This window comes from Sorangium sp. So ce887, assembly GCF_051521455.1.
Taxonomy (GTDB): Bacteria; Myxococcota_A; Polyangia; order Polyangiales; family Polyangiaceae; genus Sorangium.
In genome coordinates this window covers 1,406,640-1,429,198 of sequence record NZ_CP150354.1, presented here as the reverse complement: position 1 = coordinate 1,429,198, position 22,559 = coordinate 1,406,640, and the positions used below count along the sequence as shown (strand labels likewise).

The following is a 22,559-nucleotide window of genomic DNA, read 5'->3' as shown; positions in this document are numbered from 1 at the left end:
GGCGTCCTCGTCACATCCCGGGGCCGTCGTCGCTCTTCGCCAGCGTCGCGGCGTTGGCCTTCACCTGCTCGGGAGTCAACGGCGTGCCGTACACCGCGGCATACTGGATCGAGCCGCGAAAAGCGCGCCCGCCGCTCCGCCTGTTACCGAGCACGAGATACCACATCGGCTCCGCCCACGTGAAGACGTAGTCGGCGGGCGGCCGCTCCTGCATCACGTTCGTTCGCGCGTCGCCGTTCACGTAGAGATCGACGACGCCCTCGGCGGCGTTCAGCACGACGTGCAGGACGCATGGCCGCTCTATCTCCTCGGCGGGAATGAACCACTGCCCCACGAACTGCGCCTGGGAGCCGACGAAGACGTGGAACTGCAGCTCTCGGTTTCCCATCGCGTCGGGGTCGCCCGCGCTCAGCGAGTACTTCCCGAGCTCTCCGGTACCGGTCCCGACGTACAGAATGCGAGACGGCACGCCCTCGACCGCCGCGGCCGTCACGCTCACCACGGCCTCGAGCGTGAGCTCCGCCTTCGCGACGAGGAGCTTGCTCGGGGGCGTGGAGGTGGACGAAAACGCGGCCTCCACGCGCGCGTTGCCGCCGAGGGTCGACCAGCGGATGCCCACGCGCCCCGCCTCGCCGTCCAGCGTGAGCATTTCTCCGTCCCGCACCACGTCGAGCGAGAGCCCCGGCTCCGGTCCCGAGTCGACGAGCCTGCCATCCGAGGCGTACGCGTCGAGGAAGTACCGCGCGATCAAGCCATCGTCGATGAGGCACGTCGAGATATGGCTCCCCGGCCCGGCGCAGCCCTCCGGGGGCGCCACGCCGCAGCCGCCTCCCCCCTGCCCGCAAGGCTCCACGCTGCCACCGGCGCTGCCGCTCGCTCCGCCCGCGCCGGGGACGACATCCTCGTAGCTGAAAAAGACGCAGCTACCTCCGGTGAGCGCGACCAGCGGGACGATCGGCGAGAGCGCCCAGCCCATCCATCTCCAAGATACGATGCGCACCATCGGGAAGATCCCTCTCTTCGGAAACCTCACCAGCGCTTGCTGAGGACGAGCCCGCCCGGCATGGGGATCACCGACAGGCTGGTTGCCGTCGCGTCCCGCGCGTCGGGCTGCCCTGTCAGGAGGACGTACGCCACCGTGCCGAGCCCCGCCGCGCCCGCGGCCAGGAAGCTCCAGACCGCCGCGTTCGCGAGGTCTGCCTTGGCGTGTCCCAGGTCGTTGTACCCGCGCAGATCGAGCCCAGGGCAGCGCGCAGGGTCCGTGCAGGCCGGCCCCAGGAGGAGCTGCTGCGAGCTCGCCTTCTCGTTCGACATGAGCACGAACGCGGCGCCGAGCCCCGCCCCCACGGCGGTCGCGGCGAGCCCCGTGATCACGACCGCGGTGCTGCGCGAGCTCGGGCGCCCATCCGCCGCGTCGCCGCCCTCCTGGGCGCTGCCGCCGGCCGCGACCTGCCCAGGGCCGACTGGCTGCGCCTCGCCGCCCTCCTGGGCGCCGCCGCCGGCCGCGACCTGCCCAGGGCCGACCGGCTGCGGCTCGCCGCCCGCGCCGTGCTCGGTCCCGTCGCTCCCGATCCGCACCTTTCCGGCCGCCAGATCGACCTCGACCCGGGTCCTCATCCCCTCTTCGAGGACGATCTGCCTCGTCAGCCCGCGTCGTCCAGGCGCCCCCACGGCCAGCGTGTGGCTGCCCGGATCGCGCGCGACGGGCGTCGACGGCGGCACGTCCAACCCGTCGAGCGCCACCTGCGCGCCCCCCGAGCCCGCGCCCGTCACGGTGATCTCCACGGTGGGGATGCGCGACGCCACGGCCTCGAGCTCCGTCCTCGCCTCGGCCTGGGCCTGCCGGAACGCCTGCGAGGCGTCGGCCGAGAGCTGTTCGTCGACGATGAGCTGGTAGACCGAGCGCGCCTCGGTCAGGCGGCCGAGCTTGTGGCAGGAGCGCGCGACCATGATCAGGAAGGTCGGCGCATGCACCGTGGCCTCAGCTCGCCGGAAGGCCTGGAGCGCTTCCCGGTACCGGCGGGCTCGGTAGGCCGTCCACCCCTGGTTGGCGTACGTGACCGCCGCCTGTCGCGTCCTCGACGACGGGGACGGCGCCTGCGCCGACGCCTCCGCGCCGGCGAGCGTGACCAGGAGGAGCGTGCCCATCACCGCGGCTCGGAAGCGCATTCCTGCTCTCTGGGGGCGCGGAGCCACCCGGCTAGAGTCCCCAGTCCGGCCCGCGCCCGCCGGACTTCTTGCGAGGAGCCGGTGGTGTCTTGCGCGACGCCGGTTTCGGCGCGGCCCGAGCGGCGGCCGGGGACGTGGGGCGCGCGGGCGCGGCGCTCTGCGCCGCCGCCCCGGAGGGGACGGGCGATGCCTGCGCCGGCGCCGGGGAGGCGGCGTTCGGCGCGCCCGCGCCCGGGTCGAGCGGCAACGGGGCCGGCACCACCGCAGGAGCCGCCGCGGTGCGCGCCTCGGGGGCGCTCGGGCTGGCGGGGACCGTGGCGAGCCCGGCCGGCGCGCCGCTCGACGGCGCGGCGAGCGCGGGCGCTGAGTCGGCCGCGGACGCTCGGGTCGCGGTCCGGTCGCCGTCGGTCGATGATCCGTTGAGCGCGGCGACGCCCAGGCCGACGCCCACGACGGCGATCGTCGCCCCGATGGCGACGCGCCCCGCGGCCCGCGCGATGGCGGCGCGCGCCGTGTGCGGCGCCGACAGGTTGATCGCGTCGGTCAAGGTGCCCTGCGTCGAGGCGCGGAAATCGTTCGGGTCCGAGCGCCGCTGGATGGGCATCGTCGTCAGCTGCCCGACCGGCGGGGTGCCGGGGTCGGCGAGCCCCGGCGCCCCGCCGGAGCCGCGCCCTGACCACCCGGCGCCCAGCGAGGTGTCCCCCGCGAGCGAAAAGAACGGCGGCGCGCCCGCGACGCGCGCGAGCTCGTTGACCATCTCGCGCACGTTCTGGAACCGCTTGTCCCGATCGCGCGCCAGCGCCCGCATGAAGAACGCGTCGATGCCGCTGGGCAGATCGGGGGCGATCTTCCTCGCCGACGGGACGGCGCCGAGGATGACCTTCGTGACCACGCGGCCGATCGCGTCGCCCGGGAACGGCAGCTGCCCCGTGAGCATCTTGAACAGGATGACCCCGAGCGACCAGAGATCGCTGCGCGCGTCCACGTCCCGCTCGCCATAGAACTGCTCCGGGCTCATGTAGTTGGGCGAGCCCATCACCTCGCCCGTGGCCGAGATGTCGGACGCGAGCGCCGCCGAGATGTCCTTCGCGATCCCGAAGTCGAGCAGCTTCACGATCTCGCCATCCTCGCCGTCGATGCGTGCCAGGAAGAAGTTGGCGGGCTTGAGGTCGCGGTGCACGAACCCCGCTTCATGGACGCTGCGGAGCGCCTTCCCGGCCTGGGCGATGATGTGCAGCGTCTCCGGGAGCGAGAGGCGGCCGCACCGCTGGAGGCGCTTGTTGAGATCCTCGCCTTGCAGGAGCTCCATGACGAGGTAGGGCACCTCATCCTCGAAGCCGAAGTCGTGGACCTGCACGATATGAGGACTCTTGAGCTGCGCGGCGGCGCGCGCCTCCCGCTCGAAGCGCGCGCGAAGCACCGGCAGCTCCGAATACACGTCGCGCATGAACTTGACGGCGACGGGCGTGTCGAGCTGGACGTGCTGCGCCACCCAGATCGAGCCCATCCCGCCGTGCGACAGCTCTCTCTCCAGGCGAAATTTGCCGGCCAGAATGACGTCTTTCTCGAACTTCATACGCCAGCGCACCTCCCGAGGGGGGAACCGTGAGGATACCGGATCCCGGGCAGGACGCGAAGCTTCGTGTGGTCGATCCGGCGCGGGGAGCAGTCCTCCACAGGACCGTCAGAAGGGGGCGGTATGCAAACGGGCGACACCGCGCCAGAGCGGGGCAACGGGGCCAGGACGACGCGCGCTGCGCCCGCAGGCGTGCCTGCCCGGTCCGTACCCTGGGAAGGCGAGGCGACGCGCAGGACATTCAGGAAGCAGCCAGGGGTACTGACGCGCCGCGACGCCACAGCCGCCGCAGCGGCGCAGTGGTGCGAGAATGTGAGGAGAGAGCGTTTAACCAGACCGTGCCGGAGCGGCCTCCCGGACCCCTTGGCGGCGCGCCCGCCCTGACGAGCTCGTTCAGATCACAGGCCGAGCCATGCTCCGTCGAGCGAGGGTGAAGCACTGCCCCCGGCGACCTGTCTCGCGCGGGCGCCACGACGTGAACCGCGCCGCTCGGGTGGAACTGCAGGCGTCCTTTCTGCGAGTTGCACATGTCGACGGGAACCTGCACGGTCGCCCCCCCATGGGAGAGAAGCTCCCGTCATTGTTGACCATCGCCCGCTCCCCGGCTCCGGGGGAGAGGCCCAAGGACTTCCCTGGTTTCACGAGAGAAGGAACCACGGAGGCACAGAGGATACAGAGGACAGATAGATCAATTCTTCTATCTTCTCTCTCCTCTGTGCCCTCTGTGCCTCTGTGATTCAAATTCTTCCCATCACGGAATCAGGAACGAACCTGGGCGACGCGGCGCTAACAGCCCGGGAGGGCGCCATCGGTCGCGCCGAGGGGATCGCGGCCTGGAGCGGACAGAACAGGGCGAGCTGGTCATGGGATCAGCCCGACGCGTCCCCTCGCCCCCGCGACCGCGCTATCCTTCCGCTCCCCCGGCGCGCGCGGCCTTCCGGTGGGTGTGACCGCGCCCCAGGGTGAAGGGGCACCGCTCGCCCGCACCCCGCGGGCGGCCCAACCGCCCTCCCCTCGATGCACCAGGACTTCCTCGATCTCCTCCTCGCCCTCGACCACGTGCCGCAGGATCCGCGCTGGCACCCCGAGGGCGACGCGCTCTTCCATTCCTTGCAGGTCTTCGATCTGGCCCGCCGCGAGACCGCGGATCGCTCGCTCTGGGCCGCGGCCCTGCTCCACGACGTCGGCAAGGCGTTCGCGTCCGCCGACCACGCCGAGGAGGGGGCCGACGTGCTCGCGGAGCTCGTCTGCCCACGGGTGGTCTGGCTCGTGCGGCACCACCTGCACCTGCTGCGCGCGCCCGGCGCGACGAGGCGGCGCCTCCGGCGCACGAAGGCCCTCGCGGACCTCGCGCGGCTCCGCCGGTGGGATCTCGGCGGCCGCTCGCCGGGGGCGACCGTGCTGAGCCCCGAGGCCGCCGTGGAGGTCCTGCTCGACGGCGCGGACTTCCCCCTGCTCTCTATCGGCGGCGAGCCCGCCCCCGCCCATGATCTGCGAAAGGAGCCGCTCGCCTGAGCGCAAGGCCCGCCGGGAGGTCCTCTGCGACGACGTCGACCGCTGGGGCGATGATCGCCGGCTCTGGGGTGACGAGGCCGAGACACCGGGGCGAGAGCGGCTCTGCGCCGCGGTGCGGGACGCGGTCGAGACCGCGCTGACGGCGAAGCAGCGCGAGGTCGTCGAGGCCTATTTCTTCGACGGGCTGTCGCAGGGCGAGATCGCGCGCCGCCTCGGGGTGGCGCAGCAGGTGGTGCAGAAGCGCCTGTTCGGGGCGCCGCGGGGCGGCCGGATGGTCGGCGGCGCGATGCTCCGGCTGCGGCAGGCCCTCGCGCCGGCGGTCGTCGCGGCGCCGGCGCGGGCAGCGCGGGTGACCCGATGAGCGCCGAGCGATTCGGCGGGCTGCGGACCCGCATCGCCGCCGAGGCCGCGCGCCTCATGTACGAGGAGGGCGTGGACCAGTACTTCACCGCCAAGCGGATGGCCGCGAAGCGGATCCTCGGCCAGGTGGAGGGACGGCGGGCGCGCTACCGGCCCGCGGACCTGCCCTCCAACGGGGAGATCCGCGAGGCGCTGCTGCTCTTCGCCGAGCGCGCCGAAGGGAGCCAGCGGACGCGCCGGCTGTTCGCGCTGCGCGTCGTGGCGCTGGAGGCGATGCGCGCGCTCGCGCCGTTCTCGCCGCGGCTCATCGGCTCGGTCTCCACCGGCCACATCCGCCGCGGCAGCGACGTCGATCTGCACGTGTTCCCGGCCGACGAGGAGGCTCTGGAGCGGCACGTCCGCGCGCTCGGCTGGACCTTCGACCGGGAGCGCGTGACAATCCAGAAGGGCGGCGAGATCCGCGAATACGTCCACTACCACGTGGCGGACGTGGCGCCCCTCGAGCTCACCGTGTACGCCCCGCGCGAGCTCCGGGCGCGGCCCCGCAGCAGCACCGACGGGAAGCCGATCGTGCGGCTCGGCATCGCCGCGCTCTCGGCGCTCTGCGCCCGGGATCACCCGGCGGCCTGGGAGCGCTACCTCGAGACCGGCGAGGTGGAAGGGATGGACGCGTTGCTCGAGGCGGACGAGGAGGCCCCGCTCCCCGGGCCGTTCGACGGGCTGCTCGACGACGGCGGAGAAGACGGCGACGAGCCGGCCTGCGCCGAGCCCGGCGAGGAGGACGACCCCGACCAGGACTACGATCCGCTGCCAGGCTTCGAGGGCGCAGCCTGAAGCCCCCGCCCGCAGACGAGCGCTGCGCGGGCGAGAGAGGCGGGTCAGCACGCGCCCGCAGACGAGCGCTCCCCGGGGGCGAGATGGGGCGGGTCAGTACGTGAGCGAGACCGTCGCGCAACCCAGGCCGAAGGCGCTGACGGCGGTCGCGATCACGGTCTGAACGGCGTTCGGGACCTGGGAGCCGCCGCAGACGGTGTCCGGGAACGGCTCGCCGCCTTCGCCGCCCGCGCCGCCCGGATACGAGAGGGGCCCGAACTCGACGCGGAGATCGCCGGGCGCCCCCGTCACGAGGAGCGGCGCACAACCGATGGAGAAGAAGTCCACGAAGCTGCCAGCCCGGCCGCCGAAGCCCACGACCACCTCGTGCTCCGGGCACATGAGCTCCCACGGCTCGTCGCCCAATTCGCCCCGGACCGGAGTCACGTCGCCGGGCGTCGTGGTGATCGTATACGGACCGGCTCCGGTGAGCTCCAGGTGGCCACACTGCGCCTGAATCTTGCCGAGGATGAACGACTCCCTCAGCGACGCCAGGACCCCTCGATAACCGAGGGCGACCTGCCCATCCGGGCACACGTCCATGATGGGGGTACCCGCAGTGGAACTGCCGCGCAGCTCGGTGAACGTCGGGTCCACGAGCTCGACGCCTCGCGGCACCGGGCACGGGCTCCCGTCGCATTCGCCGCCGCCGCCGCCGCCCGATGCATCGCCGCCGCCGCCCGATGCATCGCCGCCGCCGCCCGATGCATCGCCGCCACCGCCCGACGCATCGCCGCCGCCGGCCTCACCGCCGTCGCCGCCCGCTCCGCCGCCGCCGCCATGGCCAGGCGAGGCGCCGCCTCCTCCGCTCGCGCCCACGCCGTCGAAGGTCAGGCTGTCGATACCCGAGATCGCATTGCATCCGGCGAGGACGAGACAGGAGATGAGCGCGGGGATGCCGAGGTGATAGCGCGTCACGGAGAACGAGTACTCGATCCAAGGCCGGCCCGGTAGGCGGTCGCCGGAACGCCGCTGTCTCGTCGAACTCAGCGGACGTGGAGCCAGGGACCGCAGCGCTGCTCCCGGAGCTCCGGGACGCCGCCGGTCGTCGCCGGCAGGACATGCCGATGCCCGCGCGGCCCGCCGGCCGGCGCATATCAGGGCGAGGCAGGTGTAATAAGCTCGCGGCCGGTGCGTCCTCCCCGGCGCGACACCCCAGCAGGAGACGCCCATGCACACGCACACGCACACGCACGCCCGTTACATCCACGCCTTTGGCCCCGCCGTCCTGACGCGCTTCTACGACCCGTTGGTCCGGCTGCTCCTCCGCGAGGACGCCTTCCGGAGCCAGCTCGTCGCGCACCTGCAGCTCGCCCCCGGCCAGAAGGTGCTCGACGTGGGCTGCGGCACCGGCACGCTCGCGGTGCTCGCGCAGCGGCGCCATCCCGGGGTGGAGGTCCACGCGATCGACGGCGACGGCGAGGTCCTCGCCCTCGCCCGCGAGAAGGCCGCGCGCGCCGGCGCGGGGGTGCGCTTCGAGCGGGCGATGGCGTGGGAGCTGCCGTATCCGGACGGCACCTTCGATCGCGTGGCGTCGAGCCTCATGTTCCACCACCTCGCCGCGGACGACAAGCGGCGGACGGCCGAGGAGATCCTCCGCGTGCTCCGCCCCGGCGGCGCGCTGCTCCTCGCCGACTTCGGGTCGCCGCGCAGCGCGCCCGGCCGCGCGGTCGTGGGCGCGCTCCGCTGGTTCGAGCGGCTCGCGCATCGCCGCGACGACCCCCTCGTGCACCGCTTCGACGACAACCTCGCGGACCGGCTCCCCGCGGTGCTCACGGGCGCGGGGTTCTCCGAGGTGGCCGAGATCGACCGGTTCGGCACCGCGATCCTGCCGATCGCGATGGTCAGGGGCCACAAGCGCCGCGACGACCCGGAGGCCTGAGCGGCGCACACGCCCCCTCGACGCCTCCGCCGCGGGCGCGCCAGGCGGCCGCGGCGGCGCGTTGCTCGGCCGCTCCGCCGCGGGTACAGTCGGTGACGCATGAGGGTCACGACGGTGCTTGAGCGCGAGGCCCTCTCGGTGCTCGACTACCGGTGCAGCGCCGGACCTGCCGACGCGCCGTTCGCCGAGCTGCACCGCGGCTTCTCGGTCTCCTACGTGCGCAAGGGCAGCTTCGGTTACCGGGTGCGAGGGGGGTCGTTCGAGCTCGTGGCCGGCTCGCTCCTGATCGGCCACCCCGGCGACGAGTACATGTGCACGCACGACCACGTCCGCGGCGGCGACGAGTGCCTGTCCATCCACCTCGCGCCGGCGCTTGTCGAGGCGCTCGGCGCCCCGGCCGGGACCTTTCGGACCGGCGGCGTGCCGCCGCTGCCCGAGCTGATGGTGCTCGGCGAGCTCGCGCAGGCGGCCGCCGAGGGCAAGAGCGACATCGGCCTCGACGAGGCGGGGATGCTCTTCGCCGCCCGCTTCGTCGAGGTCGCCTCCGGCCGGGTGCAGCGGCCGCAGGAGGCCCTCTCGCGCGACCGCCGGCGCGCGGTGGAGGCGGCGGTCTGGATGGACGAGCACGCGCACGAGCCGATCGATCTCGAGGGCGCCGCGCGGGAGGTCGGGCTCAGCCCGTTCCACTTCCTGCGGCTGTTCGCGAGGGTGCTCGGCGTGACCCCGCACCAGTACCTGGTCCGCGCCCGCCTGCGCCGCGCGGCGCGCCTCCTGGCCGACGGCGCCCGGTCCATCACCGACATCGCGCTCGACGTCGGGTTCGGCGACCTCTCCAACTTCGTCCGCACCTTCCATCGCGCCGCCGGCGTCTCGCCCCGCGGCTTCCGCCGGGCGGCGCGAGGGGATCGCAAGATCTTCCAAGACCGGCTCGCCGCGCGCTCCTAGGATGGCCGCCGGACGCGGGCGCTCCGCCGCGCCGACCCCCCATGACGGCACACGGTTTCCTCCTCTTCGATACGGCGATCGGCCGGTGCGGCATCGCGTGGGGCACGCGCGGCGTTGCCCTCTTGCAGCTCCCGGAGGGGCGCGAGCAGGGCACGCGCGCGCGCCTGCTGGAGCGCGTCCCTGACGCGCGCGAGGCGCCGCCCCCGCCCGACGTGCAGCGCGCGGTCGACGCGATCGTCGCGCTCCTCCGCGGCGAGGCGAGCGATCTGTCCGGCGTCGCGCTCGACATGGAGCGCGTGCCGCCGTTCCACCGCCGCGTCTACGAGGTCGCGCGCACCATCCCGCCGGGCGCCACGCTGACCTACGGCGACATCGCGGCGCGGCTCGGGTCGCTCGGCGCGGCGCGCGCCGTGGGGCAAGCGCTCGGGCGCAACCCGTTCGCGATCCTCGTGCCGTGCCACCGCGTGCTCGCCGCCGGCGGCAAGGTCGGCGGCTTCTCGGCGAACGGCGGCGTCACGACGAAGCTCCGCCTCCTCTCGATCGAGAGCGCCCGGGCGGCCGGCGCGCTCCAGGCCGACGGCGGCGGCGCCCTCGGCTTCGACCCGGCCGCCGCCGTCGAGCGCCTGCGCGCGTCCGACGCGGCCCTCGCGCGCATCATCGATGCGGTCGGGCCCTTCGGGATGCGGCTCGACAGGACATCGAGCCTCTTCGTCGCGCTCGCGGAGTCGATCGTCTACCAGCAGCTCACCGGCAAGGCCGCGGCGACCATCTTCGCGCGCGTGCGGGCGCTCTTCGCCCGCGCGCACGAGGGCCCCACGCCCGAGCAGATCCTGCGCGCCTCGGACGAGAAGCTCCGCGCCGCCGGCCTCTCGCGCGCGAAGCTCCTCTCGCTGCGCGACCTCGCGCGGAGGGCGCAGGACGGCGAGCTCCCGACGCTCGCCGAGGTCCACGGCATGGAGGACGAGGCGATCATCGAGCGCCTCACCCAGGTGCGCGGCATCGGCCGCTGGACGGTGGAGATGCTCCTCATGTTCCGCCTGGGCCGCCCCGACGTGCTGCCTGTGGACGACTACGGCATCCGCAAAGGTTTCGCGATCGCGTTCAAGCTGCCCGACCTGCCGGCGCGCAAGGACCTCGAGCGGCGCGGCGAGCGCTGGAGGCCTTACCGCACGGCGGCGAGCTGGTACCTCTGGCGCGCGGTGGATCTGGCGCGGGGCGATTGACCGGCGTCCTGCTCGCGCGCCGCTGCGGGGGCTCGCGGGCGGCGTCCCGAGCCGGCGCGGCGCGGCCGGGCAGCTCGCCCTGTCCCGGGAGAGCGGCCCTGCGTCGCGGTCGTCTGTCGGGCGCGCTCCGGCGCCGGGCGGCTGCAGAAACGCGACAGCGGGCTGTGCAGCATGGCGCGCGCCGGCGCGCGGGCACCCGAGATGACGCGCGACGGCTGGCCGGAGTCGAAGGTCGGGGTTAAGTTCTCGCCGGCCGCAGAGCGCCACGTGGAGCGCCGCACGACGTTGAACAAGCGGTTGCCGTTCCGATGGCGACGAGAAGCTCACTGGAGGAGCAGGACAGTCATGTTGAAGAATCTCGAAGGGCAGCGCGTTCCGGATGTCACGTTTCGCACGCGGATCGACGGTCAGTGGAAGGACGTGACTACCAAGGACGTGTTCGCGGGCAAGAAGGTGGTGGTGTTCGCGCTGCCGGGCGCCTTCACGCCGACCTGCTCGAGCAGCCATGTGCCGCGCTACAACGAGCTCGCGGACGAGTTCAAGCGGCGCGGGGTGGACACGGTCGCGTGCGTGTCCGTGAACGATGCGTTCGTGATGGATGAGTGGTGCAAGAACCAGCACGCGGACAAGGTCCAGTTCCTGCCCGACGGGAACGGGGAGTTCACCGAGAAGATGGGCATGCTCGTCGACAAGGCGAACCTCGGGTTCGGCAAGCGCTCGTGGCGCTACTCGATGCTTGTCGACGACGGCGTGATCAAGAAGATGTTCATCGAGCCCGAGGTGGAGGGCGATCCCTTCGACGTGTCGGACGCCGACACGATGCTGAAGCACCTGGATCCGTCGTCGAAGGCGCCGCACGACGTGCTGCTGTTCACGAAGCCGGGGTGTAGCTACTGCACCAAGGCGAAGCGGCTCCTGGAGGAGCGGAATGTGCCCTACGAGGAGGTGGCCGCCTCGCCGCGCCGCCTGCGTGCGGTGAGCGGCAAGTCGTCGACGCCGCAGGTCTTCGTCGACGGGAAGTACATCGGCGGAGCCGACGATCTCGAAGCCTATTTCGCGAAGGGCTGATTCACGACAGCGCCACTAAGGCCCGCTCGCACAAAGAGGCCGCCAAGCCCCCTTCTTCTCTCCCCATCTTGGCGGCCCCTCCCCTCCCCCCACTTCCGATCTGAACGGCGCCCGCGGGGCTCACCCGCTTCAGTCAGAGTACATTTGGTCGATCACGCTTCGGAAGCGCTGCTCGATCACGTTGCGCTTCATCTTGAGCGTCGGCGTCATCTCGCCGTCCTGCACCGAGAACTCGCGGATGAGGACCGTGAACTTCTTGATCTGCTCGAAGCTGGCGAGCTCGGCGTTCAGCGCGTCGATGTGCACCTTCACCTGGCGGACCACCTCGGGGCTCGTGATCGCGGTGTCGCCGCTCAGGGCGCCGCCGCCCTTGAGCTCGGCGAGCTTCACCTCGGTCAGGGTGATCAGCGCCGAGAGGTACTTGCGGCCGTCGCCCACCATGCACACCTGACTGATGATCTCCGCCGCCTTGAGCTTCTCCTCGATCGGCAGCGGCGCGATCATCTTGCCGCCGGAGGTCTTGAGGATCTCCTTCTTGCGACCCCGGATCTTGAGCTGCCCGCGCTCGTTCCACTCGCCGAGATCGCCCGTGTGCAGCCAGCCGTCCTCGAGCGCCGCCGCGGTCGCCGCTTCGTCCTTGTGATAACCAACGAACACGTGCCGGCCGCGCGTCAGGATCTCGCCGTCCTCGGCCAGCTTGAACTCCATGCCAGGCACGGGCTTGCCCACCGTGCCCGCGCTCTCGACGCCCGGCTCGGTCATGCAGATGACGCCCGTCGACTCGGTCTGGCCGAAATCCTCGAGGATCTCGAGGCCCAGCGCGCGGAACCACGTCGAGATGTGCGGCGCGAGCGCCGCCGCGCCCGAGGCCAGGATCTCGGCCTTGCCCAGGCCGAGCGCGGCGCGCACCTTGCTCAGCACAAGCTTGTCGGCGAGCTTGAGCTGCAGGGCATCGAGCGGGCTCGGCGCCCGCTTCGCGTACTTCGCCTCGGCCACGCGGGCGCCGACGGCGAGCGCCCACTCCGCGAGCTTCTTCTTGGCGCCCTTGCCGCCGCGCACCTTCGCCATCACGCCTTCCATCATCTTCTCCCAGAGCCGCGGCACGCACAGCAAGAGCGTGGGCTGCACCTCGGGGAGCTCGACCGAGACGTTCTCGAACTTCGAGCAGAAATTGACGGTCGAACGCTGGGTGATACCGACCCCCACGTTCTGCAGCTTCTCGGCGATATGGCAGAGCGGGAGGAACGAGAACATCGAGCCACGCGCGAACGGCAGGCCCCAGTACTTCGCCGCGACGTCGGACGTGTAGGCCAGGTTGTCGTGCGAGAGCATCGCCCCCTTGGGGTTGCCCGTCGTGCCCGACGTGTAGATCAGGAACGCGCCGGCCCTGGGATCGATCTTCGCCAGGTAGTCGGCGTAGGTCTTCGCGCCCGGCTGCTGCGCGAGCGCGCGGCCCTCGGCCAGCGCCTGGTCGTACGAGATCGCCTTCGGAGAGATCGACGTGTCGCCGTCGAAGACGAGGATCCATCGCACGCTGTCAGGGACAGCGGCCTCGCCCTTCTCGCCGGAGATCTTCTGAAAATACTCCTTGTTTTGCACCGAGAGCAGCGTCGCCTCGGTGTGCGTCAGGATGTACTGGATGTCTTTCGCCGTGGAGTTCGGATAGAGCCCCGCCGACTTGCCCCCGACGAGCAGCGCCGCCAGGTCGGCGTGCACCCACTGCGGGCAGTTGTACGAGAGAATCGCGCCGATCTGGCTCGCGTCGAAGCCCTTCGACTCGAGGAACAGCGCCAGATGGTGAACCCGGTCACGGAAGTCACGCGCGGTCAGCGCCTTCCATTCGCCCTGGGATTTGTAGCGCTGGGCCGGCGCGTCAGGAGATTCATTGGCCCACTGATCCAGACGATGGAGAACGGTGCTCATGGCATCTTCCTGCGGCCCAGGGCCTCTCGGGGGTGATCGGAGCCCAGGATGCGGGACCCGCCGGGGCATTGTCAATCAGCCTCGAAGAGCCCGGGGAGGCCACGCTTCACGGTGGCCGCCGTGCGCCACGACCTGATACGGTGCCGATACGGGACCTCACCTCGCGTAGCCCTCCATGCCGCATGTCCCCGAGCGCTTTCAGATCGTCCGGCGGCTCGGGGCAGGTGGCTTCGGGATCGTGTACGAGGCGCTCGACCGCGAGCGCGGCGAGCGCGTCGCCCTGAAGACGCTGGCGCGCGTGAGCGCACCGGCGCTGTACCGCTTCAAGAGGGAATTCCGGGCGCTGGCCGACATCGCGCACGACAACCTCGTCCGGCTCCACGACCTCGTCGGCAGCGGAGACGCGTGGTTCTTCACCATGGAGCTCGTCCACGGGGTCGACTGGCTCACGTACGTGCGCGGGCAGGACGCCGCGGGCGGCGCCGCCCCGCCGCCCAGCCTGGCGAGCACCGCGCCGCCGGACGAGGGGATCGATCTCGACGCCACGCAGGAAGAGCTGGAACGGGAAGAAGAGATCGCGCGCTCTCCCGCATCCATCGATGTCCGCGCCGCCCGCCCGGGAGCGCGCGCCGATCTCGAGCGGGTGCGGTCGTCGCTCGTCCAGGTCGCGCGGGCGCTCGAGGCCGTGCACGAGGCGCGGCTCGTCCACCGCGACCTCAAGCCCTCGAACGTGCTCGTCACGCCCGAGGGGCGCGCCGTCGTCCTCGACTTCGGCATCGCCTCGCGCCTCTCGCACAGCGGGCAGAACGCGACCGACGCCGAGCAGCTCGTCGGGACGCCGCGCTACATGGCGCCGGAGCAGGTGGGCGCGCGCGCCGTCGCGCCGAGCGCCGACTGGTACGCCCTCGGCGTGATGCTCTTCGAAGCGCTGGCAGGCCGGCCGCCCTACACGGGGACGCCCCTCGAGGTCCTCGCCGAGAAGCAGCGATCCTCGCCCCCCCGGCTCCGCGACGTCGCCCCGTGGACGCCGGACGACCTCGAACGCCTCGCCGCCGATCTGCTGTGCGCGGCGCCCGAGCGGCGCCCCTCCGGCCCCGAGGTGATCCGCCGCCTCGGCGCGACGGGCGAGCCCGCGCCGGCGCCCCCGGCCGCGGCGGCGGCTCCGGGCGGCCGCGGCGCGGGTGTCGCGGCCGCGGCGCGCGCGGCCGCTCCGATGCGCGCGCGGCGCGCGCCGGAGCTCGACGCGATCGCCGGCGCGCTCGCGCGGGTGCGGGAGGAGGGGCGGCCCGGCGTGGTCCTCGTCCAGGGCGCCGCCGGGGCGGAAGCGGAGGAGAGCGCGCTCGTGCGCGCCTTCCTCGACGGCAGCGCGGAGGACGCGCTCGTCCTGGAAAGCAGGTGCCACGAGCGCGAGCAGGTGCCGTTCAAGGCGCTCGACGGCGCGATCGACGCGCTCAGCCGCCACCTCGTGCGGACCCCGCCGCCGGAGGCCGCCGCGCTCATGCCCCGCGGCGCCGCCGCGCTCGCCCGGGTCTTTCCCGTGCTCGCGCGCGTCCCGGCCGTGCGCGCCTCGCCGCGGAGCGCCGCCGACGACGAGGGCGAGCCGCGCCTCCGGGCGCGCGCGTCGGCCGCGCTCCGCGACCTGCTCGGGCGGCTCTCCGACCGCCGCCCCGTGATCGTCTTCGTCGACGACGCCCACTGGGGCGACGCCGACAGCGCGGCGCTGCTCGCGGAGATCATGGCCCCGCCGGACCCGGCCGCGATCCTGCTGATCGTCGCCTACCGCGCCGAGGGCGCAGGACGCAGCCCGCTGCTCTCGACGCTCCGGGCCTCCCCGGCGATGGCCGCGGTGCGCACCGTCGAGATCGACCTCACCTGAACCCCGGCGCGAAGATCGCCGCGATGCGGGCGGGGTCCCGTATCCCCTGGCCCGCCATCCACGCGTCCGCGGCCTGGATCAGGGCGCGGCCCTCCTCGCCGCCGAGGAGCTGACCGCGGCGGCGGCGGGCGCAGGCGGCGAACAGGGCCATCTCGCTCTCGTCGAACGCGGCCGCGGCCGCCTCCAGGAGCGAGAGCGCCGAGGCGGCCTGGCCCCGCTGCGCCGCGATCGCGGCGCGCAGGGACATCGCCATCGGCGCGACCCACGGCGCGCCCTCGCGCGACAGCCGCCGCGCGTCCCGCTCCGCCTCGCCGAGGAGGGTCCGCGCGAGCCGGGCGTCGCCAGAGGCCTCGCGCGCGGCGGCCTCGAGCGCGGCGGAGGCGCGCAAATGATGAATCAATACGCGGTAGTACTGGAACCTCGGCAGGAACGACCCGGCGATCTTGCGCCAGCGCTCCCGGATCCGCTGCCGCGCCGCGAGCGGCGCCCCCACGTAGAGATCGATGCGCCCGAGCGCCATGGTCTCCAGGCAGTCGAGGTGGTCGAACGAGCGGCGCGGCCACCGCGCCATGGCGCCGAGCACCTCGTCGCGCGCGGCGTCCGGCCGGTCCGCGGCGAGCGGCACGATGTACGTGAGCCCCACCCGGAAGAAGCTGGCCGCGTAGAGGTCGCCGCGCGCGTCCGCGTCGGCGATGCGCGGCGCCGCCAGGCGGGCCAGCGCGTCGAGCTCGCCGCGATGGTAGTGGGCCACCATCATGAACCGGCTGGTGGTGCCGAGCTCCCAGGCGACGCCCGCGCACCGCGCGCGCAGGAGCTCCTCGGCCTCGCGGCAGAGCGCGAGGCCCTCGGCCCAGCGCCCGGAGAGGCACTCGACGACGCCGAGCATGCATTTGTTGACGCCGACGAGGTACGGATCGCCGACCTTCTCCGCGAGCGACGCCGCCGTGCGGTAGCGCCGGTGCGCGAGGCGGCGCCCCGCGGCGTGATCGGTGCCGAGGTGCCCGATCTCGGTCGAGAGGCCGCGGGCGAGGCGGTAGGGCTCGCCCGCGCGGAGCGCCAGGAAGAGGTGCCTCGCCTGGAAGGCGGCGCCCTGGAGGACGTCGGCCATCGCGAGCCCGACGGCGGCCGACCAGCAGATGTCGAGGCGCGTCAGGACCTCGGCCGGCAGCTCGCGCGCGTCGCGCTCCCGGAAGCGGAACCCGCGCAGGCGCAGGAGGAGCCGCCAGAACAGGAGCGAGAGCAAGACCGCCCACCGGCGCTCGACGAGCCGCATCCCCACGGTGGCGAGCACGCCCCGGAGCGCGCGCTTGCCCTCCTCGATGTGCCCGCTCACGAGCAGCTGCTCGGCGGCGCACCGCCGCAGATCGAGGCTCTCCCGCGGCGCCGCGCCCTCGGCCGCGGCGGCGTACGCCCGGGCCGCCTCCGCCCCGCGGCCGGCGTTGCGCAGGGCGAGGGCGAGCTTGACCCGCAGCGCGCGCGCCTCGGCCGCGCCCCCCGGCGCCGCCTCGGCCGCGCCCCCCGGCGCCGCCTCGAGCGCGGCGGCGTAGTGCTCCGCGGCGCGATCGAACGCGAGCGCCTCGGCCGCGCGATCGCCCGCCTGGACCGCGTAGTGGGCCGCCTTGTCGATGCGCCCGGCGCGCCGGAAGTGCATCGCGAGCACGTCCGCCTCGGATTGCCCCGACGCCTCCAGGACGGCGGCGAGCCCGAGGTGGACCGCCGCGAGCTCCGCCGCGCCGACCTGCGCGAGCACCGCCTCGCGGATGCGGTCGTGGAACGTCTCGAGCTCCTGCTCCTCGCGCTGACCCCACGTGCGGATCGCGTTGCCGGCCCGGAGCGCCGCGAGCGCGGCCTGCTCCTGCGCGGGGGTGAGCCCGGCGGCCTCCCGGGCGGCGCGGCGGCCGAGCGGCTTGCCCGACACGGCGACCACCTCGAGCAGGCGCCTCGCCTCCGCGGGCAGGCGCAGGAGGCGGTTCGCGAGGACCGACCCCAGCCGGACGCCTCCGTCGCCGCCGCGCGACGAGTCCGGCGCGGCGCGCCCCTGCAGCTCGCGCGAGAGCTCGAGCACGAAGAACGGGTTCCCCTCGGCCTCCGCCGCGATCGCGTCGGCCTGCGCGGCGGCCCTGTCGCCGCCGAGGAACGCCAGCGCGAGGGCGCGCCCCTCCTCGGGCGTGAGCGCGCCGACGGCGAGCGCGCGCACGTCGCCCGCGTCCCCGCCGGCCGCGTCGATCGGCGCGGGCGGGAGCAGCCGCGCCACGAGCTCGCTCCGCGCGGCGTCCTCGCTCCGGTAGCAGAGGAGCAGCAGGAGCGCGGGCGCGTCCGGCTCGCGGAGGAGGTCGGTGAGGAGCGCGGCGCTGTCGGCGTCGTCGCCCCACTGCAGGTCGTCGATGAACAGGACGAGCGGCCGCCGGTCCGCGATCCGCGCGAGGATCTCGCGGAGGGCGGCGAACCCGCGCCGGCGGAGCTCCCGGGCGTCCGGGGGCTCGACCTCGCGCCGCGGCGCCCGGGCGATCACGTCGACCCGCCCGAGCACCGGGAAGAGGCGCACGACCGCGTGCACATCGCGCGGCATGAGCTCGGCGGCCGCGAGCCGGGGGAGGCGCGCGAGGTGGCGGCTGAGCGCGTCGATGAGGCTGTCGACGGCCTTGTAAGGGACGGACTCCCGCTCGTAGCACCGCCCTTCGAGGACCACCGCCTCCTCCGTGCGCGAGAGCTCGTCGAGGAAGCGCCGGACGAGGGCGGTCTTGCCCGCGCCCGAGGTGCCGTGGAGGTGCACGGTGGTCGCCCTGCCGCCCCTCGCCCGCGCGAAGGCGCCCCGCAGCGCGTCGATGTGCCCCTGTCGCCCGACGAACGGCGCGCTCGGGGCCGGCGCGCTGCTGCGGGCCCCGGGGCGCTCGGGCGCGCCGGCCTCGCCGCGGGCGCGGCCCTCGGCCTCGCCGCTCGGCGGCAGCAGCCGCCGGAGCACCTCGTGCGCCGGGGGCCGCTCGTCGGGCTGGGACCGCAGGAGCTCGGCGCAGAGCGCGTCGAGGTCCTCCGGGATCCCCTTCGCGAGGGCGCTCGGAGGCGGCGGCCGGTCTCGCTGCTTCTGCACGATGACCTCGATCGCCCCGCCCTCGAACGGCCTCCTGCCGGTGAGCGCCTCGTAGAGCATGACGCCCACCGCGTACCAGTCGCAGGCGGGCGACAGGGATCCGCTCCTCGCCTGCTCCGGCGCCATGTACGCCGGCGTCCCCGCGATGTGGCTGCCGCTCTGGTCGATCGAGCCCGTCGAGAGCTCCGTGACGAGGCCGAAATCGAGGATGACGGCCCGGCCCTCGCGCGTCACGAGCACGTTCGACGGCTTCAGGTCGCGGTGGAGCTTGCCGGCCGCGTGGAGCGCGGCGAGGCCCTGGGCGAGCTGCAAGAGCGCGCTCCGCAGCGGCCCCCAGCGCGGCGGCGGAGCGGCGGCCGGGTCGCGCTCGGCGTCGCCGGCGGCGGCCGGGTCGCGCTCGGCGGCGCCGGCGGTGGCCAGCTCGGGCCACGTCGACGAGACGAGCGGCGCCGTCTCGTCCGGATCGTCGCGGGCGGGGGCGCGCACCGAGGCGGTGAGCTCCGAGGCGCTGAGCTCCGAGGCGCTGCGCACGGAGGGGCCGCGCACCGAGGAGAGGAAATCGGTGCCCTCGATGAGGTCCATCGTGAAAAACCACCGATCCCCCTCGGAAAACAGCTCGTGGAGCGCGACAAGGTTCGGGTGAACGACCTCGGACAGCGCCCGGAACTCACGCTTGAACCGGTAGAGCGCGACGGGGTCGAGGCGGTGGAGCGACTTCAATGCAACGCGCGCGCCTCGCTCGCGGTCGTGCGCCTCGTAGACCACGCCGAACGCGCCCTCGCCGAGGCGGCGGCGGATCGTGAATCGCGCTGTGCTGGAGAACGTCCCCTGCATTCAATCGCCCGGCATTCCTGCCTGCGGGCGGCGAGCCTACCATGCGGCGTGTCGCGGTTCCTGCCTGTGCAAGGACCTTGCCTTTGCAATGCGTTCGGCGCCGAGCTCCTCGCGCCCCGCTGTGCTCCGTTGCGGTCCGTTGCGCTCCGTTGCGCCCGATACGCACGATGGCGCGCAACGACGCACGACAACGGACGGCGACGCGCGATGACGAACCATTCCGCGCCGGCCTGGAGCCTTGCGCGCGCTGGTGCCGAATGAGAGAGTCGGCCGCGAGAGGATGAGCGAGGCAACAGCGTCCTGGGGTCCGACCCGAACAGATGACGCGCCACGCGGGGCCGACGAGGGCGGCTCGTACCTGCTCGTCGTGCAGGGGAGCTCCTCCGCGGTGCTTCGCCTCCCGCGGAACGGCGTGGTGCTCCTGGGCCGCGGGCCCCGGGCCGACGTGCGCCTCCGCAACACCTCGGCGTCGCGCGAGCACGCGAAGATCGTGCTGCTCGACGGGCGCGCGCAGCTCGTGGATCTCGGCAGCCGGAACGGCACCCAGCTGAACGGCGTCCCCGTCGACGGCGCGAGGCCGCTCGGCTCGGGCGACGTCGTGTCGATCGGCGACACGGTCGTGGTGATGCGGTGCGCCCGCCCCGCGAAGAGCCGGCAGATCCTCGAGATCGCGGAGCTGCGGCGCAGGATCGAGGGGGAGATCGACAGGGCGCTGCGCCACGACCGGCCGGCGACGGTGATCGCCATCCAGCTCGGGGCGGCCTCCGCCCGCGAGGTCGTCGCCGGCGCGCTGGAGCGGGAGCTCGCGGTGACCGATTTCGCCGGCTTCGAGGCCGACGATCGGCTCCTCGTGCTCCTGCCCGAGGCGGACGCCGCGGCGGCGGGCCATGTCGTGCAGCGGCTGCTCGACGCGGCGCACGCGGCGCACGCCGCCGGCGCGGCGGCGCCGAAGGCCGGCGTGGCGACGGCCCCCGCGGACGGGTGCGACGCGGACACCCTCGTCGCGTCGGCCCGCGCCGCGGCGGAGGTGGCCCTGCCCGGGCAGGCGGCGACCGCCGTGGAGGCGGTGACCACGCTGGAGCTCGGCGGGCAGCGCACGGTGCTCGCCGACGCGGCCATGGTGCGCGTGTTCGACCTGATCCGGCGCCTCGCGGCGACGGACCTCCCGGTGCTCGTCACCGGCGAGACGGGCGCTGGCAAGGAGAGCGCGGCGCGCGCGCTGCACGAGTGGTCCCCGCGGGCGACGCGGCCGCTCGTCACGCTCAACTGCGCCGCGATGCCCGAGAGCCTGGTCGAGAGCGAGCTCTTCGGCTACGAGCGCGGCGCGTTCTCCGGCGCGGTGGGCCCGAAGCCGGGCCTCCTGGAGCACGGGAGCGGCGGGACGGTGTTCCTCGACGAGATCGGCGATCTCTCGGCGAGCGCCCAGGCGAAGATCCTGCGCGCGATCGAGACCAGGAAGATCCTCCGGCTCGGGGACGTGCGCGAGCGCGACGTCGACATCCGCCTCGTCGCCGCGACGCACAAGGACCTTCAGGCAGAGGTCAAGGCGGGCCGCTTCCGGCAGGATCTCTATTATCGGCTCGGCGCGGCCACGGTGATCTTGCCCCCGCTCCGGGAGCGTCCCCGGGAGATCCTCGCGCTCTCGCGGGCGTTCCTGGCCGACGCGTGCGCGCGGGCGGGGCGCGAGGAGATGGTCCTGTCGACCGAGGCGACGGAGCTCTTCACGACCTACCCGTGGCCGGGCAACGTGCGCGAGCTGAAGAACGTCATCGAGTACATCGCGGCGACGGTGAGCGCGCGCATCATCGAGCGGGGGCACCTGCCCGCCCCGCTCGCGCCGGCCCAGCCGCGCCCCGAGAGCATGCCGCCTTCCGTGACGCCGGCCTCCGCCGCGGCGCCTTCCGCGAGGGGTCCCGGCCGGACCTTCCGGCCGCTCGCCGAGGAGGTGCGGGAGCTAGAGCGCACGCGCATCGCCGAGGCGCTCGCCGCGGCGGGCGGGGTGCAGACGAGGGCGGCGGAGGCGCTCCACATGCCGCTCCGGACCTTCGTGCTGAAGATGAACCGCTACGGGCTGGCGAAGCGCAGGCGGTGACGCCGCCGCCCGGCGCGGCTCCGGGCGGAGATGGCGCGTCTCGGGGCTGCAGGCCCCCCCTTCCGGCGTTCCGCTGGTGGAGCCGTGATCGAGCGCCGAGGGCCCTCGCCGAGGTGACGAGGCCCCTCGCCGCGCGATGAAATATTTACTTGCGAATATATACACCAACATGCATATTCACGCATGCCCAGCTCGGAACTGTTCGAAGTGCTGGCCGACCCGACGCGGCGTCTCCTCGTGGAGGCGCTGCTCGACGGCGAGCGCGCGGTCGGTGAGCTCGTCGAGCTCGTCTCGATTCAGCAGTCCGGCGTCTCGCGCCATCTGCGCATCCTCGGGGAGGCCGGATTCGTGGAGGTGCGGGCGGAAGGCACAAAGCGGCTCTATTCGCTGCGCCCGGAGCCTTTCCGACAGCTCGACGACTGGGTGGGGCGCTATCGGTCGCTCTGGGAGAAGCGCCTGGATCGATTCGGTGAGGCGCTCGAAGCGAGACGAACGGCGCGCAACAACAGCCCCAAGAAAGGACGAAGTGAATGAACGCGACAGTCGAAAAGGCCACCATCCTCGTCGAACGCACCTACCCGGCCTCGGTCTCCGAGCTCTGGGAGCTCTGGGCGACCAAGGACGGCTTCGAATCCTGGTGGGGCCCGGAAGGATTTCGGGTCGAGGTCCACGCGCTCGAACCGAAGGAGAACGGGCTCCTCCATTACTCGATGATCGCCGACTCTCCGGAGATGATCGAGGCCATGAAGCGCGGCGGGCAGCCGACGTCCCACGAGGTGCGCGCCCGCTTCAGCGCCTTCTCGCCGCAGAAGACCCTCACCATCACGAGCGTCATCGACTTTCTCCCGGGCGTCGAGGCCTACGAGAGCTATATCGACGTCCTCTTCACCCCGCTGGCGCACGGCGCGCACATGGCCGTGACGCTCCACGCGATGCACGATCCGCACGTCACGGAGATGCAGAAAGCCGGCTTCACCAGCCAGCTCAGGAAGCTCGACAAGCGCTACACGAAGTAAGGGCCCCCTCGCGGGACGCTCCCCGGCTCCGGCGGCTCCTCGCTCGCGAAGGGCCGCCCGTCGCGAGCCCGAGATGGTTCTGGCGCAGCCGACGACGAGGATCGACGCTGAACGACGCC

17 protein-coding genes are annotated in these 22,559 nt (G+C 73.2%); 11 read left to right on the top strand and 6 right to left on the bottom strand.

The window, feature by feature from the left end; translation table 11 throughout:
• Window positions 1-10 precede the first annotated feature (10 nt).
• From WMF36_RS05340 to WMF36_RS05330, 3 genes are read right to left on the bottom strand one after another with little or no spacing between them, the layout of a single operon-like run.
• On the bottom strand, window positions 11-976 hold the full coding sequence (locus WMF36_RS05340; RefSeq protein ID WP_437578524.1) for a LamG-like jellyroll fold domain-containing protein: 966 nt from the start codon (window positions 974-976) through the stop codon (window positions 11-13).
• A 53-nt stretch (window positions 977-1,029) separates the two neighbouring features.
• Window positions 1,030-2,169 (bottom strand): tetratricopeptide repeat protein, encoded by a 1,140-nt coding sequence (locus WMF36_RS05335; protein ID WP_437578523.1) that lies wholly within the window; start codon window positions 2,167-2,169, stop codon window positions 1,030-1,032.
• Window positions 2,170-2,200: 31 nt separating this feature from the next.
• Complete coding sequence (locus WMF36_RS05330) at window positions 2,201-3,745, bottom strand: serine/threonine-protein kinase (RefSeq protein WP_437578522.1); 1,545 nt, start codon at window positions 3,743-3,745, stop codon at window positions 2,201-2,203.
• A gap of 1,017 nt (window positions 3,746-4,762) precedes the next feature.
• On the opposite strand from WMF36_RS05330, the gene WMF36_RS05325 reads away from it, so the two are divergent.
• From WMF36_RS05325 to WMF36_RS05315, 3 genes are read left to right on the top strand one after another with little or no spacing between them, the layout of a single operon-like run.
• Window positions 4,763-5,260 (top strand): HD domain-containing protein, encoded by a 498-nt coding sequence (locus WMF36_RS05325; RefSeq protein WP_437578521.1) that lies wholly within the window; start codon window positions 4,763-4,765, stop codon window positions 5,258-5,260.
• Entirely contained in the window at window positions 5,232-5,621 is a 390-nt protein-coding gene (locus WMF36_RS05320) for a sigma factor-like helix-turn-helix DNA-binding protein (protein WP_437578520.1), read from the top strand. Before WMF36_RS05325 ends, WMF36_RS05320 begins: the two co-directional genes overlap by 29 nt.
• Window positions 5,618-6,454, top strand: a complete 837-nt coding sequence (locus WMF36_RS05315; protein WP_437578519.1) for a nucleotide-binding enzyme — start codon at window positions 5,618-5,620, stop codon at window positions 6,452-6,454. The genes WMF36_RS05320 and WMF36_RS05315 overlap by 4 nt, the downstream gene beginning before the upstream one ends.
• Window positions 6,455-6,547: 93 nt before the next feature.
• Here the strand turns inward: WMF36_RS05315 and WMF36_RS05310 are convergent, their stop codons facing one another.
• Window positions 6,548-7,411, bottom strand: coding sequence for a hypothetical protein (locus tag WMF36_RS05310; protein WP_437578518.1), 864 nt, complete (start codon window positions 7,409-7,411; stop codon window positions 6,548-6,550).
• 253 nt (window positions 7,412-7,664) lie between these two features.
• On the opposite strand from WMF36_RS05310, the gene WMF36_RS05305 reads away from it, so the two are divergent.
• From WMF36_RS05305 to WMF36_RS05290, 4 genes are all read left to right on the top strand, one after another.
• Window positions 7,665-8,375: a class I SAM-dependent methyltransferase gene (locus tag WMF36_RS05305; RefSeq protein ID WP_437578517.1), complete on the top strand. Its 711-nt coding sequence runs from the start codon at window positions 7,665-7,667 to the stop codon at window positions 8,373-8,375.
• Between the two features lie 99 nt (window positions 8,376-8,474).
• Window positions 8,475-9,320 (top strand): helix-turn-helix domain-containing protein, encoded by an 846-nt coding sequence (locus tag WMF36_RS05300; RefSeq protein WP_437578516.1) that lies wholly within the window; start codon window positions 8,475-8,477, stop codon window positions 9,318-9,320.
• Between the two features lie 41 nt (window positions 9,321-9,361).
• Window positions 9,362-10,543: a methylated-DNA--[protein]-cysteine S-methyltransferase gene (locus WMF36_RS05295; protein ID WP_437578515.1), complete on the top strand. Its 1,182-nt coding sequence runs from the start codon at window positions 9,362-9,364 to the stop codon at window positions 10,541-10,543.
• 345 nt (window positions 10,544-10,888) lie between these two features.
• Window positions 10,889-11,611: a glutathione peroxidase gene (locus tag WMF36_RS05290; RefSeq protein ID WP_437578514.1), complete on the top strand. Its 723-nt coding sequence runs from the start codon at window positions 10,889-10,891 to the stop codon at window positions 11,609-11,611.
• Between the two features lie 129 nt (window positions 11,612-11,740).
• Here WMF36_RS05290 and WMF36_RS05285 read toward each other — a convergent pair whose 3' ends face one another.
• Window positions 11,741-13,534 (bottom strand): AMP-dependent synthetase/ligase, encoded by a 1,794-nt coding sequence (locus tag WMF36_RS05285; protein WP_437578513.1) that lies wholly within the window; start codon window positions 13,532-13,534, stop codon window positions 11,741-11,743.
• Window positions 13,535-13,709: 175 nt separating this feature from the next.
• Here WMF36_RS05285 and WMF36_RS05280 point away from each other — a divergent pair, with 175 nt between their 5' ends.
• Complete coding sequence (locus tag WMF36_RS05280; protein WP_437578512.1) at window positions 13,710-15,410, top strand: protein kinase domain-containing protein; 1,701 nt, start codon at window positions 13,710-13,712, stop codon at window positions 15,408-15,410.
• On the opposite strand, the gene WMF36_RS05275 is transcribed toward WMF36_RS05280, so the two are convergent.
• On the bottom strand, window positions 15,403-19,332 hold the full coding sequence (locus WMF36_RS05275; protein ID WP_437578511.1) for a serine/threonine-protein kinase: 3,930 nt from the start codon (window positions 19,330-19,332) through the stop codon (window positions 15,403-15,405). The two genes, WMF36_RS05280 and WMF36_RS05275, sit on opposite strands and share 8 nt — an antisense overlap.
• Window positions 19,333-19,612: 280 nt before the next feature.
• Between WMF36_RS05275 and WMF36_RS05270 the strand changes: the two genes are divergently transcribed.
• The 3 genes from WMF36_RS05270 to WMF36_RS05260 all read left to right on the top strand — a co-directional run bounded on the left by WMF36_RS05270 (window position 19,613) and on the right by WMF36_RS05260 (window position 22,440).
• A complete protein-coding gene (locus tag WMF36_RS05270; protein WP_437578510.1) occupies window positions 19,613-21,424 on the top strand; it encodes a sigma 54-interacting transcriptional regulator in 1,812 nt (603 codons plus the stop codon).
• Between the two features lie 183 nt (window positions 21,425-21,607).
• Window positions 21,608-21,958 carry an ArsR/SmtB family transcription factor gene (locus WMF36_RS05265; RefSeq protein ID WP_437578509.1) on the top strand — a complete coding sequence of 117 codons (351 nt, stop codon included), beginning with the start codon at window positions 21,608-21,610 and terminating at the stop codon, window positions 21,956-21,958.
• Window positions 21,955-22,440, top strand: a complete 486-nt coding sequence (locus WMF36_RS05260; RefSeq protein ID WP_437578508.1) for an SRPBCC family protein — start codon at window positions 21,955-21,957, stop codon at window positions 22,438-22,440. Before WMF36_RS05265 ends, WMF36_RS05260 begins: the two co-directional genes overlap by 4 nt.
• The last annotated feature ends 119 nt before the right edge of the window (window positions 22,441-22,559 follow it).